The sequence below is a fragment of the Klebsiella sp. GL120222-02 genome (assembly GCF_003097195.1).
GTDB classification, from domain to species: domain Bacteria; phylum Pseudomonadota; class Gammaproteobacteria; order Enterobacterales; family Enterobacteriaceae; genus Klebsiella; species Klebsiella variicola.
Genome location: NZ_QEQO01000001.1, coordinates 838,695 through 852,789 on the forward strand (window position 1 = coordinate 838,695; position 14,095 = coordinate 852,789).

12 protein-coding genes are annotated in these 14,095 nt (G+C 57.6%); 8 read left to right on the forward strand and 4 right to left on the reverse strand.

All coding sequences use genetic code 11. From position 1 onward, the window contains the following. Positions 1-5: 5 nt before the first annotated feature. Entirely contained in the window at positions 6-1,535 is a 1,530-nt protein-coding gene (gene pntA / locus N438_RS04180; RefSeq protein WP_047666487.1) for a Re/Si-specific NAD(P)(+) transhydrogenase subunit alpha, read from the reverse strand. A 521-nt stretch (positions 1,536-2,056) separates the two neighbouring features. Here pntA and ydgH point away from each other — a divergent pair. From ydgH to folM, 3 genes are all read left to right on the forward strand, one after another. Beyond that, on the forward strand, positions 2,057-3,007 hold the full coding sequence (gene ydgH, locus N438_RS04190) for a DUF1471 family protein YdgH (RefSeq protein ID WP_008805066.1): 951 nt from the start codon (positions 2,057-2,059) through the stop codon (positions 3,005-3,007). Positions 3,008-3,184: 177 nt separating this feature from the next. Next, entirely contained in the window at positions 3,185-4,567 is a 1,383-nt protein-coding gene (locus tag N438_RS04200; RefSeq protein WP_012541893.1) for an amino acid permease, read from the forward strand. Positions 4,568-4,603: 36 nt separating this feature from the next. Then, positions 4,604-5,326, forward strand: coding sequence for a dihydromonapterin reductase (gene folM, locus N438_RS04205; RefSeq protein WP_012541894.1), 723 nt, complete (start codon positions 4,604-4,606; stop codon positions 5,324-5,326). On the opposite strand, the gene N438_RS04210 is transcribed toward folM, so the two are convergent. Further along, a complete protein-coding gene (locus tag N438_RS04210) occupies positions 5,323-5,658 on the reverse strand; it encodes a GlpM family protein (RefSeq protein ID WP_008805069.1) in 336 nt (111 codons plus the stop codon). The genes folM and N438_RS04210 overlap by 4 nt on opposite strands. A gap of 128 nt (positions 5,659-5,786) precedes the next feature. Here N438_RS04210 and rstA point away from each other — a divergent pair, with 128 nt between their 5' ends. The 5 genes from rstA (at position 5,787) to tus (ending at position 10,658) form a co-directional block, all read left to right on the forward strand. Beyond that, positions 5,787-6,509: a two-component system response regulator RstA gene (gene rstA, locus N438_RS04215; RefSeq protein WP_008805070.1), complete on the forward strand. Its 723-nt coding sequence runs from the start codon at positions 5,787-5,789 to the stop codon at positions 6,507-6,509. A 252-nt stretch (positions 6,510-6,761) separates the two neighbouring features. Continuing rightward, positions 6,762-7,124: a hypothetical protein gene (locus N438_RS04220; RefSeq protein ID WP_008805071.1), complete on the forward strand. Its 363-nt coding sequence runs from the start codon at positions 6,762-6,764 to the stop codon at positions 7,122-7,124. Positions 7,125-7,368: 244 nt separating this feature from the next. Further along, complete coding sequence (locus N438_RS04225; RefSeq protein WP_046622587.1) at positions 7,369-8,109, forward strand: SDR family oxidoreductase; 741 nt, start codon at positions 7,369-7,371, stop codon at positions 8,107-8,109. Positions 8,110-8,349: 240 nt separating this feature from the next. Continuing rightward, positions 8,350-9,651, forward strand: a complete 1,302-nt coding sequence (rstB, locus tag N438_RS04230; protein ID WP_008805073.1) for a two-component system sensor histidine kinase RstB — start codon at positions 8,350-8,352, stop codon at positions 9,649-9,651. Between the two features lie 74 nt (positions 9,652-9,725). Next, complete coding sequence (tus, locus tag N438_RS04235) at positions 9,726-10,658, forward strand: DNA replication terminus site-binding protein (RefSeq protein ID WP_008805074.1); 933 nt, start codon at positions 9,726-9,728, stop codon at positions 10,656-10,658. On the opposite strand, the gene fumC is transcribed toward tus, so the two are convergent. Together fumC and fumA are read right to left on the reverse strand one after the other, a co-directional pair. Continuing rightward, on the reverse strand, positions 10,648-12,048 hold the full coding sequence (gene fumC / locus N438_RS04240) for a class II fumarate hydratase (RefSeq protein ID WP_046622586.1): 1,401 nt from the start codon (positions 12,046-12,048) through the stop codon (positions 10,648-10,650). The genes tus and fumC overlap by 11 nt on opposite strands. 337 nt (positions 12,049-12,385) lie before the next feature. After that, positions 12,386-14,032, reverse strand: coding sequence for a class I fumarate hydratase FumA (fumA, locus tag N438_RS04245; protein ID WP_012968340.1), 1,647 nt, complete (start codon positions 14,030-14,032; stop codon positions 12,386-12,388). Positions 14,033-14,095 lie beyond the last annotated feature (63 nt).

Consider the following 14,095-nt stretch of genomic DNA (forward strand, 5'->3'; position numbering starts at 1 on the left):
ACCCCTTATCCTTTGCGAAACATTTTCAGCATGCGCTGAGTCACGGTAAAACCACCGAAAATATTAATGCTGGCGATCAGTACCGCGATAAAGCTCAGGAAGCTGACCCAGCCCCCGTGGCCTATCTGCAACAACGCACCAACAACGATAATGCCCGAAATCGCGTTCGTCACCGACATCAGCGGCGTATGCAGCGCATGGGAGACGTTCCATACCACGTAGTAACCTACTACGCAGGCCAGCGCGAAGACGGTGAAATGGCCAAGAAACTCTTTTGGCGCGACGTTCGCCAGCCAGCCGAAGAGGATAATCGCCAGCGCTATCAGGGCATATTTACGCCATGGGGACACCGGTTTTGCCGCTTCTTTCGGCGCTTCCACTTTTTTCGCTGCAGACTGCGGCTGAGCGGAGACCTGAATCGGCGGCGCCGGCCAGGTGATTTCGCCTTCGCGCACTACGGTCACGCCGCGCACCACCACGTCATCGAAATCGATAACAATGTTGCCATCTTTCTCTTTGCACAGCAGCTTCAGCAGGTTAACCAGGTTGGTACCGTAGAGCTGGGAAGACTGGGTCGGCAGACGGCCCGGCAGATCGGTGTAACCAATAATTTTCACGCCGTTGGCGGTGGTGACCACTTCGCCGGGCACGGTGTACTCACAGTTGCCGCCATTTTGCGAGGCGAGGTCGACCACCACGCTGCCCGACTTCATGGAGTCGACCATCTCGCGGGTGATCAGTTTCGGTGCCGGTTTACCCGGAATTAACGCCGTGGTGACGATGATATCGACATCTTTCGCCTGGGCGGCGAACAGCGCCATTTCGGCCTTAATAAAGGCCTCAGACATCACCTTGGCGTAGCCGTCGCCGCTGCCGGCTTCCTCTTTAAAGTCCAGCTCGAGGAACTCGGCGCCCATACTCTGCACCTGCTCCTTCACTTCCGGACGGGTATCGAAGGCGCGGACGATAGCGCCCAGGCTGTTGGCGGCGCCAATCGCAGCCAGACCGGCCACCCCGGCGCCGATGACCATCACCTTCGCGGGCGGAACTTTGCCTGCCGCCGTAATCTGTCCGGTAAAGAAACGGCCGAATTCATGGGCCGCTTCCACGATTGCACGGTAGCCGGCAATGTTTGCCATTGAACTGAGCGCATCCAGCGACTGGGCGCGAGAAATACGCGGCACCGAATCCATCGCCATCACGTTGATATTACGGGCCGCCAGTTTTTCCATCAGCTGCGGGTTTTGCGCAGGCCAGATAAAACTTATCAGCGTGGTTCCCGGATTCAGCAGTGCAATTTCATCGTCATTTGGAGCATTGACCTTGAGGATGATGTCAGACTGCCAGACCTCGTTGCCCGCGACGATCTCAGCCCCTGCCTGGGTAAAGGCGGCATCGTCAAAGCTGGCCAGTTTCCCGGCCCCGCTTTCTACCGCGACGCTAAAGCCGAGTTTAAGCAATTGCTCAACGGTCTTCGGCGTGGCGGCGGCCCGGGTCTCCTGGGCTAGCCTCTCTTGTGGTACACCAATACGCATAGTTTTCCCTTCCATCGGTTTTTGATGATGGTTTACTTTTCTGACCAACAACGACAAGACGGCGAAATCTTCCTCGCCATCTTCCGCTGTCTGCAAAATGAAACAGTAACAAACTTTTTATAACCTACTGAAAATAGCGATTGTGATCTACAGCGATAAAACAGAAATTTTGATTTTATTGCTTATTGTCAGCACAGATGGTTCCGGGCAGCAATATTTACCTGAATTTCTCACTCAGGCCTGATAATCCGCTTATCCAGCGTGATAAAACGCCATTTATCGCCATTGAGATCATTGTATTAACATTACGTTAACTAATAAAAGTGGTATCGATTATCGTTTTTGCTGGTCAAGCGGCTGTTTTTTCAACATATCGAAAAATGTTATCTTTCCGTAGTATACGATTCGGGCGGCAAGCAAAAAATGACGCAGACAGTCACAACGATTAAATGCAATAATCAAACGTTTTCAGTCAACAACAACACCAGTATATGGTTTGCGCAAGGCAAAGGATTATTTTTATGAAGCTTAAAAACACCCTCCTGGCGTCTGCTCTCCTGACAACCGCCACGTTGTCTGCCCATGCAGCGACCGAGTTGACCCCGGAGCAGGCGGCTGCGCTGAAGCCCTACGATCGCGTTGTCGTCACCGGCCGGTTTAATGCCATTGGCGACGCGGTACAGGCGGTATCGCGTAAAGCCGACAAAGACGGCGCGGCCTCATTCTATGTTGTCGACACGTCGGACTACGGCAATGGCGGCAACTGGCGCGTCACGGCTGACCTCTATAAAGACAACGCGCCGCAAGCGGATGCGCCGAAAAATCGCATCATCAATGGCGTGGTAGAACTGCCGAAAGATCAGGCCGTGACGCTGATGCCTTACGACACTGTCACCGTTCAGGGCTTCTATCGCAGCCAGCCGGAAGTCAATGATGCCATCACCAAAGCGGCAAAAGCGAAAGGCGCCTATGCGTTCTTTATCGTGCGCCAGGTGGATGCCAACCAGGGCGGCAACCAGCGCATTACCGCTTATATCTATAAAAAAGATGCTGAAAAACGCGTTCTGCAGAGCCCGGACGCCATCCCGGCAGACTCTGACGCCGGTCGCGCGGCGCTGGCCAAAGGCGGTGAAGCCGCGAAAAACGTGGAAATCCCGGGCGTCGCCACCACCGCGGCTGTGGGCTCAGGCACTGGCGTCGGTCGTTTCTTCGAGACCCAGTCTTCCAAAGGCGGGCGTTACACTGTCACGCTTCCGGACGGCACAAAAGTGGAAGAAGTGAACAAAGTGACCGCGGCGCAAATGGTGCCGTTCGATAATATCCAGTTCACCGGCAACTACGGCAACATGACGGAAATCTCCTATCAGACGGCGAAACGCGCGGCGAAGAAAGGGGCGAAGTACTACCACATCACCCGTCAGTGGCAGGAACGCGGTGGCAACATCACCATCAGCGCTGATTTGTACAAATAATCACTGCTGGCTGGCTAAAAAGGCGGCGCAATGCCGCCTTTTCATTTTTTTTCATCCCCCGCCATTGCATGGCTCCCGGACACTCCGTAAAATCCCGCGCCTTAGCGCAATCCTCCATTTTTATGCGATTTCGCAAAATAAATATTCTGGAACAGCCATTTTCACCTCGGGAATGCAATGGAAAAGAAACTGGGCCTGAGCGCCCTGACCGCCCTGGTCCTTAGCTCAATGCTCGGCGCTGGCGTATTCAGTTTGCCGCAAAATATGGCTGCCGTAGCCAGCCCCTCCGCTTTGCTTATCGGCTGGGCCATCACCGGCGTCGGGATCCTGTTCCTCGCCTTCGCCATGCTGCTGTTAACCCGCATTCGCCCCGACCTCGACGGCGGGATCTTCACCTACGCCCGCGAAGGGTTCGGTGAGCTGATTGGCTTCTGTTCCGCCTGGGGATACTGGCTCTGCGCGGTGATCGCCAACGTCTCCTATCTGGTCATCGTCTTTTCGGCGCTCAGTTTCTTCACCGATACCCCTGAGCTGCGCCTGTTTGGCGATGGCAACACCTGGCAGTCTATCGCTGGCGCTTCGGTTTTGCTGTGGGTTGTCCATTTTCTGGTCCTGCGCGGCGTGCAGACGGCGGCGGGGATTAACCTGGTGGCCACCCTCGCCAAACTCCTGCCGCTGGGCGCGTTTATCGCGCTCGCCGCCCTGGCCTTCCAGCTGGATACGTTCCGCCTCGATTTCCGCGGACTGGCGCTGGGAATCCCCGTGTGGGAGCAGGTTAAAAACACCATGCTGATCACCCTGTGGGTGTTTATTGGCGTGGAAGGTGCCGTCGTGGTTTCTGCCCGCGCCCGACACAAGCGCGATGTCGGTCGCGCAACGCTGCTGGCGGTGCTCTCCGCCCTCACGGTCTATCTGCTGGTCACCCTGCTGTCGCTGGGCGTGGTGCCGCGCAGCGAACTGGCCGGTATGCGTAACCCGTCGATGGCGGGACTGATGGTCAACATGATGGGTTCGTGGGGAGAAATCGTGATTGCGGCGGGCCTGATCGTGTCGGTGTGTGGCGCCTACCTGAGCTGGACGATTATGGCTGCGGAAGTGCCTTTCCTGGCCGCCACTCATAAAGCCTTCCCGCGCCTGTTTGCCCGCCAGAACAGCAACAATGCCCCGTCCGCCTCGCTGTGGCTGACCAATATCAGCGTTCAGGTATCGCTGGTGCTGATCTGGTTGACCGGGTCGGACTACGGCACCCTACTGACCATCGCCTCAGAGATGATCCTCGTTCCCTATCTGCTGGTCGGCGCCTTTCTGCTGAAAATCGCCACTCGCCCGCTGCACAAAGCGGTGGGTATCGGCGCCTGCATTTATGGCTTATGGTTATTATACGCGTCGGGACCTGTGCATTTGCTGTTGTCGGTGGTACTTTACGCTCCGGGTCTTCTGGTCTTTTTGTACGCTCGACGTACGCACCAGCACGATCGTTCGCTCAAACGCCGCGAATTGGCGCTAATTGGTTTATTGCTGGTTGCCGCTGTGCCGGCAACGTGGATGCTGGTGGGGTAAGCGCTCGCCCTGCCGCAGAACGCATAGGAGATACCCATGGCTGAACAACAGCCCCGCCCGGTTCTGATCACAGGAGGAGGCCGCCGCATCGGTCTCGCGCTGGCACACCATTTTCTGCTGCAACACCAGCCGGTCATCGTCAGCTATCGCACGCCCTATCCGGCAATCGATGGCCTGCGCGACGCGGGCGCCCTCTGTCTGCAGGCCGATTTCAGCAGCGATGACGGCATACTCACCTTCGCCGAAGCGGTCAAGTCGCACACCAGCGGCCTGCGCGCTATCATCCACAACGCCAGCGACTGGATGGCGGAGAAGCCGGGGGTAGCGCTGAGCACAGTGATCAACCGCATGATGCAGATCCACGTCCATGCCCCCTATCTGCTCAACCACGCGCTGGAGGATCTGCTGCGCGGCCACGGCCATGCCGCCAGTGATATTATCCATATTACCGATTACGTCGTGGAGCGCGGCAGCGATAAACATATCGCCTACGCCGCCAGCAAAGCCGCGCTGGACAATATGACCCGCTCCTTCGCCCGCAAGCTGGCGCCGGAGATCAAGGTCAACGCCATCGCCCCGTCGCTGATTATGTTTAATGAGGGTGACGACGAAGCCTATCGTCAGCAGGCGCTGGATAAATCGCTGATGAAAATCGCCCCAGGCGAAAAAGAGATTAGCGACCTTATCGACTATCTGTTTACCAGCCGCTACGTCACCGGCCGGTCCTTCGCCGTCGACGGCGGCCGCCCGCTGCGCTAGTGAAAGTGGTTCCAGCCCAGGATTAACAGCCAGGCGCATAGCCCCCAGCATCCCACCGCGCCTGCCAGCGCCAACGGCAGGCGCATGATCCCGGTGAAATACCACAGCGATACCAAATAGACAAAATAGGGAATAATCGACCACATGCCGAACACGATGGTGGCGCGCAGGGCTTCAATACCGCGCTCGCTGGCGACGATATAGTGGGCGATGAGCGCAAAGGTAGGAAACAGCGGGATCAGCCCGGCGAGAGCGTAATTTTTCGTTTTTGCCAGCACGCCAATCAGCACCACCACCAGCGCACCCAGCAGCCCTTTGATTAACAGCCCCATGTCCTTATGCCTTAACAATGAATCAACAAGTTAGCGCAGCATAGCGGAAATAGCGCTGTTTATAAAAGAGTAATGGCGGGTAAAATAGACGCAGTGTATGTTACTTCTTTTACTGATGTGCAATAGACATGAATAAAATCGTTTTTGTTGAGGATGACCCTGAGGTTGGGGCGCTGATCGCCGCCTATCTCGGCAAGCATGATATGGAGGTGGTGGTCGAGCCTCGCGGCGACCGCGCAGAGGACGTGATCGCGCGGGAGAAACCGGACCTCGTGCTGCTGGACATTATGCTGCCCGGCAAAGACGGGATGACGCTCTGCCGCGATCTGCGCGGGCAATGGCAAGGGCCCATTGTCCTGCTGACCTCACTCGACAGCGACATGAACCATATCCTCTCCCTGGAGATGGGCGCCAGCGATTATATCCTGAAAACCACGCCGCCAGCGGTGCTTCTCGCGCGACTGCGTCTGCATTTACGCCAGCATATCGCTCCGGCGGGCGCCGGCGCCGGTACCCCGGCAACGCTCACGCCGCACAAAACCATCTCCTTTGGTTCGCTGACCATTGACCCGGTCAACCGCCAGGTGCTGCTTGGCGGAGAAAACGTCGCATTGTCGACGGCCGATTTCGATCTGCTGTGGGAACTGGCCACCCACGCCGGGCAAATTATGGACCGCGACGCGCTGCTGAAAAATTTACGCGGCGTCACCTACGACGGGATGGATCGCAGCGTTGACGTGGCTATCTCCCGCCTGCGCAAAAAACTGCTCGACAACGCCACGGAGCCCTATCGTATTAAGACCGTTCGCAACAAAGGCTACCTGTTCGCCCCACACGCCTGGGACAACTAAGCTTCTCCCGCGGCCCTGCGAGGGGCCCGTTTTATGGCGCACTCCCCGACAGTAACCACCTCAACTTTTACTGCTTAGGGCAACTGCGCGGGTTTCCCTCTGCGCGCCCGCTGCCCGCTGCGAATTAGTCATATTGCGTAAATCAATAGATTTAGCCGTACAGTTCCCCATCACATAAGCCTTCAATATGATTGTGCTCAAGGACTTACTGTTATCAGAGTGGCATAAAGCCTGAAAACACAGGACTTTTGCATGATGAAATACGTTGTACTTTTGGCACTCTCACTCTTCACTTCACTCTCTGGTTGGGCTTTTTCCCTCGACAACGCCGATATTCGACTCCTCTGTCCACAGCGCGGGCAAATCGAGGTGATCCTCCACCGCTATGAACATACCCAGCAATCCTGGGGACAGCATCACTTTGAAACGGGAGGCGGCCACGTTCGCCAGGGACCGCTGCTGGTGATCCCGTTTGCCAACCTCGATCAGATGATTTACCACCAGACCACCGGCGAATTTGCTTACTGGTATGCCAAAACGGAAAAGCTGGTGCGCTGTCGTCTGCTGAGTCTGACGACCCTCTATCCGGTGGATATTCCCTACTTTCGCGAGTAGCGATACCCCGCTCAACGCTCCAGGGTAATGCAGGTCTGGTGGTTATAATTAATTTGTGACAACGTCACTAATTCAGATGTTCCCGGCCGATATCATCCCGGATGACGCGACCTATACCGGGTATACCGGCGCCACAAAGATGGCAAAGCGCAACACGCCGGGCCCCCAAAGATGGTCGTTTTACAATAAATTTTCATTGTTCTAGTGTGAGTTAACTCAACACTCACGCGGTACGGGAGAGACAATGGGACGGTTCTCAGGTAAGAAAATTGTGATTACAGGGGCGAGCAGCGGTATTGGTCTGGCGGGGGCAATGCGCATTATTGATGAAGGGGGCGAAGTGATGCTGACCGGACGCCATCAGCAAAAACTGGCGTCGTTACGCACATTGCTGCCCGAGCGCGCCTGGTTTCTTCAGAACGATGGCGCGAAACCTGAGGCGGCGCATGCCCTCGCCGAGTCTGTAGAATCATTTGGCATGCTGGATGGCCTGTGGCTGAACGCCGGGCAGCTCGCCTTTTCTACGGTGGAAAATACCACCGAAACGCAGTTCGATACCATCATGGCCAACAACGTCCGTTCCGCTGTCCTGCAAATCGCCGCACTTTCGCGTTTTTTAAAGAGCGGAGCCTCGGTGGTCATCACCGCCTCTACGGCCGCCTACGAAGGCACGCCACTGGCGGCGCTCTATGCCGCCAGCAAAGGCGCGCAGCTGGCCCTGGTTCGCAGCTGGGCAACAGCCTTCGCCGCCCGCGGGATCAGAGTTAACGCGCTGGTCCCCGGGGCAATCGATACCCCTCTGCTTGACGCGATCCCCGCCCCCTTCCGCGAGCAGTATGATGCGCAGATTAGGGCTACCGTGCCGCTAAAACGCCAGGGAACGCCGGAGGAAGCGGCGGCGGTTGCGCTGTTTTTATTATCGGATGATGCCAGGTATGTGACGGGTAGCCAGTATGTGGTGGATGGCGGACTGCTGCGCTTATAAGGGCTCCGTCATTATTTATGCGTAAGGGATGTTGTCAGTGAGGGTGAACCCTGCTTTGATAGCGCATTAAACCGGGCGTGAAACGTAGAAGTGATTTTGCGGTATATTCTGCCGTGACAAACGCCCTGGACTGCGGTCTGGTTTCGTTCCTGCATCACCGCTTTAGCGGAAAGACACATACCACACCGCGCCATGAAGGCAAAAGATAGGTAATTAACATTCTGATTTAAGTGAGATTTAATGAAAAAGCTGTTTGTGCAGTTCTATCTTTTGCTCTTCGTTTGCTTTCTGGTAATGACCATGCTGGTCGGTCTGGTCTATAAATTTACCGCTGAGCGCGCCGGACGACAGTCGCTGGACGATTTGATGAAAAGTTCGCTGTATCTGATGCGCAGCGAGCTGCGGGAAATTCCGCCGCGCGACTGGAGCAAGACGCTCAAAGAGCTGGATCTGAACCTGTCGTTCGATCTGCACATCGAACCAATGAGCAAATTTAAGCTGTCGGAAAGCTCGATGCAGCACCTGCGCGCCGGCGATATTGTCGCGCTGGATGACCAGTACACCTTTATTCAGCGTATTCCCCGCAGCCATTATGTGCTGTCGGTGGGCCCGGTGCCTTATCTCTATTTTCTGCATGAAATGCGCCTGCTGGACGTGGCGCTGATGGCGTTTATTGCTATCTCGCTGGCCTTTCCGGTGTTTATCTGGATGCGTCCGCACTGGCAGGACATGTTGCGCATTGAAACCGCTGCCCAGCGCTTTGGCGAGGGCCACTTCAGCGAGCGCATTCATTTTGACAGCATGTCCAGCTTTGAACGGCTCGGCGTGGCCTTTAACCAGATGGCCGATAACATTAACGCCCTCATTGCCAGTAAGAAGCAGTTGATTGACGGTATCGCCCATGAGCTCAGGACGCCGCTGGTCCGCCTGCGCTACCGTCTGGAGATGAGCGAAAACCTCACCGAGGCGGAATCGCAAGCGCTGAACCGCGATATCGGCCAGCTGGAGGCGCTGATTGAAGAGCTCCTGACCTACGCCCGCCTCGACCGCCCGCAGACGGAACTCAGCCTGACGACGCCTGACTTTCCCGCCTGGATCAGCGATCACGTCGAGGATATCCAGATGGTCAACCCGCAGCGCGAGGTCGCTCTGGCGACGCTGACCCACGGCAACTACGGCGCGCTGGATATGCGGCTGATGGAGCGGGTACTGGATAATCTGGTGAATAACGCCCTGCGCTACAGCACCCAGCGGGTGGCGGTCAGCCTGACCCTGCAGGGTCCGCGCGCGTCGCTGCAGGTCGAGGATGACGGCCCGGGAATCGCTCCCGAAGAGCGCGAGCGGGTGTTTGAGCCCTTTGTCCGTCTTGACCCCAGCCGCGATCGGGCGACAGGAGGTTGCGGCCTCGGCCTGGCGATTGTGCACAGTATCGCCCAGGCGATGGGCGGTGACGTGCGCTGTGAGGCCAGCCCTCTCGGCGGCGCCCGCTTCTGCTTTAGCTGGCCGGTTTATCATCAGTTGCCCGATTTTACCTCTGCCTGAATAAAACTTGCGCAGCGGCCGCGCGCTGCGTATGCTGTAAAAATCAAATAGTATGTTGTAACTAAGGTGAAATGATGGCCAGCTACGATCTTGTTGAACGTCTGAATGATACCTTTCGCCAGATCGAGCTGGAGCTGCAGACGCTCCAGCAGGCATTAAGCAGCTGTCGGCTGCTGGCGGCCCGGGTATTTGAACTGCCGGCGGTCAGTAAGGATGCCGAGCACGATCCGCTGGCGAACATACCGGTGGTGCAGCACAGCGGCAAGGCGGCGCTGGCCCTCGCCCTGCGCCACTACAGCCATCTGTTTATCCAGCAGCAGTCGGAAAACCGCAGCAGCAAGGCCGCCGTCCGTCTGCCAGGGGCTATCTGCCTGCAGGTCACCGCCGCGGAGCAGCAGGATCTGCTGGCGCGCATTCAGCATATTAACGCCCTGAAGGCTACCTTCGAGAAAATCGTCACCGTCGATTCTGGCCTGCCCCCCACTGCCCGTTTTGAATGGGTGCATCGCCACCTGCCGGGCTTGATCACCCTCAGCGCCTACCGCACGCTGACGCCCCTTATCGACCCCAGCACCATCCGCTTCGGCTGGGCCAATAAACACGTGATCAAGAACCTGACCCGCGACCAGGTATTGATGATGCTGGAGAAAAGCCTGCAATCACCGCGGGCGGTGCCGCCGTGGACCCGTGAGCAGTGGCAGAGCAAGCTTGAGAGGGAGTATCAGGACATCGCCGCCCTGCCGCAGCGAGCGCGGCTGAAAATCAAACGGCCGGTGAAAGTGCAGCCGATTGCCCGCGTCTGGTACGCCAGCGAGCAGAAACAGGTGCAGTACGCCTGCCCCAGCCCGCTGATCGCGCTGATATCCGGCAGCCAGGGGGTCAGCGTCCCGGATATCGGCGAATTGCTGAACTATGACGCCGACAATGTCCAGTACCGCTACAAACCGGAGGCGCAGTCGCTGAGATTACTTATCCCGCGCCTGCACCTCTGGCTGGCTAGCGAGTAGCCAGGCTGCCGACCATCTCTTCCGGGCGCACCCAGCTGTCGAATTCGGCTTCCGTCAGGTAGCCCAGCGCCAGCGCCGAGGCTTTGAGGGTCAGCCCCTCATGGTGGGCTTTTTTAGCGATTTCCGCCGCCTTGTCGTAGCCGATATGGGTATTCAGCGCAGTGACCAGCATCAGCGACTCATTGAGCAGCTGGCTGATCCGCTCGCGATTCGGTTCAATACCCACCGCACAGTGCTCGTTAAAACTTGCCATGCCGTCCGCCAGCAGACGCACCGACTGCAGGAAGTTGTGGATGACCATCGGGCGAAAGACGTTAAGCTCAAAGTTGCCGGAGGCGCCACCGATATTCACCGCCACATCGTTGCCCATCACCTGGCAGCAGACCATGGTCAGGGCTTCGCACTGGGTTGGGTTAACCTTGCCGGGCATAATCGATGACCCTGGCTCGTTTTCCGGGATCGCGATTTCGCCAATGCCGCAGCGGGGGCCGGAGGCCAGCCAGCGGACATCGTTAGCGATTTTCATCAAGGACGCCGCCAGGCCTTTCAGCGCGCCGTGGGCATGAACCAGGGCATCCACAGTGGCCAACGCTTCGAATTTGTTTGGTGCGGTGACAAATGGTTGTCCGCTGAGCGACGCCAGCTCGGCCGCCACCCGCACGGCATACTCCGGATGGGTATTCAGCCCGGTTCCTACCGCCGTCCCGCCCAGCGCCAGCTCGGCAAGATGCGGCTGACTGGCTTCGATGTGCTTCAGGCTATGGTCCAGCATCGCCACCCAGCCGGAGATCTCCTGGCCTAACGTGAGCGGCGTGGCGTCCTGCAGATGGGTGCGGCCGATCTTGACGATATCCCTGAAGGCTACCGCTTTTTCATTGAGCGTCGCCCGCAGCGCCTGCAGCGACGGGATCACTTTTTCCCGCAGGGCAATCAGCGCCGCGACGTGCATGGCGGTGGGGAACACGTCATTTGAGCTCTGGCTCTTATTCACATCGTCATTGGGATGAATTTTTCGCGCCATCCCCCGTTCACCGCCCAGCAGTTCACTGGCGCGGTTGGCCAGCACCTCGTTCATATTCATATTGCTTTGGGTGCCGGAGCCGGTCTGCCAGATAGCCAGCGGGAACTCCTGCGCGTGCTTTCCGGCGAGGACTTCGTCAGCGGCAGCGACGATCGCCCCGGCTTTCTCCGCCGTCAGCAACCCGAGATCCTGATTAACCTTCGCCGCCGCCCGCTTGGTCAGCGCCAGGGCGTAAATCAGCTCCCCGGGCATTTTTTCGCTTGATATGCGGAAATGCTCCAGCGAGCGTTGGGTCTGGGCGCCCCAGAGCTTATCGGCCGGGACGTCGATGGCGCCCATCGAGTCTTTTTCACTGCGATGCGTTGTCATTACTTTCTCCTTGGATTCAAAGTGCGTCATAGCGACAAAGCTCACCTGCTTAAAAGACTAAGTATTGGCCAGATTTATAAGTTGTTTTGGTGGTTCGTGCCGCGAAGCGACATAAAAAAGCCGCCCGAAGGGCGGCCCAGACCGCTGACAAAATGCAATCGTCGGGATTGCCCGGCGGCGCTGCGCTTGCGCGGGCCTACAGAGAATTGCCTAACTGTTTAATATTGCTGTTTTTCGCAGGCCGGGTAAGGCGAAAGCCGCCACCCGGCAGAAAGGCGATCACAATAACGAAAACCGGTTTGTCATCGGCCAGAGCCGCCCCGAAGGGCGGTCTGGGTTACTTCACGCAGCGGGCGCACTGCGACGTCTGGATCTGCTGGAAGAAGTCATTGCCTTTATCATCGACGAGGATAAACGCCGGGAAATCTTCCACTTCAATTTTCCAGATAGCCTCCATACCCAGCTCCGGATACGCCACGCACTCGAGGCTACGGATGCTCTGCTGGGCCAGTACCGCCGCCGGGCCGCCGATACTGCCGAGGTAGAAGCCGCCGTGTTTGTGGCACGCGTCGGTGACCTGCTGGCTGCGGTTGCCTTTCGCCAGCATGATCTTGCTCGCGCCGTGCGACTGCAGCAGATCAACATAAGAATCCATGCGCCCTGCGGTGGTCGGTCCCAGAGAGCCGGAGGCGTAACCGTCCGGTGTCTTGGCCGGACCGGCATAGTAGATCGGGTGATCTTTGACGTACTGCGGCAGTGCTTCACCGCTGTCGATAAGCTCCTTCAGCTTGGCGTGGGCAATATCGCGGGCCACGATAATAGTGCCGCTCAGCGACAAACGGGTGGACACCGGGTACTGCGACAGCAGCGCCAGGATCTCGCTCATCGGCTGGTTAAGATTCACCTTCACCGCTTCGCCTTCCCCGGCCTGGCGCAGATGCTCAGGGATATATTTCCCCGGATTGCTCTCCAGCTTCTCGATCCAGATGCCGTCGCGGTTGATTTTGGCTTTGATGTTGCGGTCGGCGGAACAGGAGACGCCCATCCCTACCGGGCAGGAAGCGCCGTGACGCGGCAGACGGATCACCCGGATATCGTGGGCGAAGTATTTCCCGCCGAACTGCGCGCCGAGGCCAAGGTTCTGCGCTTCCAGCAGCAGCTCCTGCTCCAGCTGAATGTCGCGGAACGCCTGGCCATGCTCGTTACCTTCGGTCGGCAGGCCATCGTAGTATTTGGTGGAGGCCAGCTTGACGGTTTTCAGCGTCGCTTCCGCCGAAGTCCCGCCGATCACAAAGGCGATATGGTACGGCGGACAAGCGGCGGTCCCGAGGGTGCGCATCTTCTCAACCAGATAGTTTTTCAGCTTCGCCGGGGTGATCAGCGCTTTGGTTTCCTGGTACAGATAGGTTTTGTTCGCCGAACCGCCGCCCTTGGCGATGCAGAGGAATTTGTACTCATCGCCATCGGTAGCATAAAGATCGATCTGCGCCGGCAGGTTGGTACCGGTGTTAACCTCTTTATACATATCCAGCGGCGCGTTCTGCGAGTAGCGCAGGTTGTCCTGGATATAGGTGTTGTACACACCCTGCGCCAGAGCGGCTTCATCACCGCCGCCGGTCCACACGCGCTGGCCTTTTTTACCCATGATGATCGCGGTGCCGGTGTCCTGGCAGGTGGGCAGAATGCCTTTGGCGGCGATATCCGAGTTGCGCAGGAACTGCAGGGCGACGTATTTGTCGTTTTCGCTGGCTTCCGGGTCGTTAAGGATATCCGCCACCTGCTGCTGATGCGCCGGGCGAAGCATAAAGGAGGCGTCGTGGAAAGCATGCTGCGCCAGAAGGGTTAGCGCCTGAGGGTCGACTTTTAGCACTTCCTGGCCGGCAAATTCGGCGACGGAGACGTAATCACTGCTGAGGAGATAATACTCGGTGTCATCCTTTTTGAGGGGAAAAGGATCCTGGTAAACAAACGGTTTATTCGACATTGTACTCTCACTTACTGCTTTGGCTGATTATGTTTCAGGCAGGGACTCCATGTGCCTGTAGAA

Bases quoted from the DNA above. Each gene is read 5' to 3' on its own strand.
- pntA (WP_047666487.1), bottom strand. From the start codon at position 1,535: ATGCGTATTGGTGTACCACAAGAGAGGCTAGCCCAGGAGACCCGGGCC.
- ydgH (WP_008805066.1), top strand. From the start codon at position 2,057: ATGAAGCTTAAAAACACCCTCCTGGCGTCTGCTCTCCTGACAACCGCC.
- N438_RS04200 (WP_012541893.1), top strand. From the start codon at position 3,185: ATGGAAAAGAAACTGGGCCTGAGCGCCCTGACCGCCCTGGTCCTTAGC.
- folM (WP_012541894.1), top strand. From the start codon at position 4,604: ATGGCTGAACAACAGCCCCGCCCGGTTCTGATCACAGGAGGAGGCCGC.
- N438_RS04210 (WP_008805069.1), bottom strand. From the start codon at position 5,658: ATGGGGCTGTTAATCAAAGGGCTGCTGGGTGCGCTGGTGGTGGTGCTG.
- rstA (WP_008805070.1), top strand. From the start codon at position 5,787: ATGAATAAAATCGTTTTTGTTGAGGATGACCCTGAGGTTGGGGCGCTG.
- N438_RS04220 (WP_008805071.1), top strand. From the start codon at position 6,762: ATGATGAAATACGTTGTACTTTTGGCACTCTCACTCTTCACTTCACTC.
- N438_RS04225 (WP_046622587.1), top strand. From the start codon at position 7,369: ATGGGACGGTTCTCAGGTAAGAAAATTGTGATTACAGGGGCGAGCAGC.
- rstB (WP_008805073.1), top strand. From the start codon at position 8,350: ATGAAAAAGCTGTTTGTGCAGTTCTATCTTTTGCTCTTCGTTTGCTTT.
- tus (WP_008805074.1), top strand. From the start codon at position 9,726: ATGGCCAGCTACGATCTTGTTGAACGTCTGAATGATACCTTTCGCCAG.
- fumC (WP_046622586.1), bottom strand. From the start codon at position 12,048: ATGACAACGCATCGCAGTGAAAAAGACTCGATGGGCGCCATCGACGTC.
- fumA (WP_012968340.1), bottom strand. From the start codon at position 14,032: ATGTCGAATAAACCGTTTGTTTACCAGGATCCTTTTCCCCTCAAAAAG.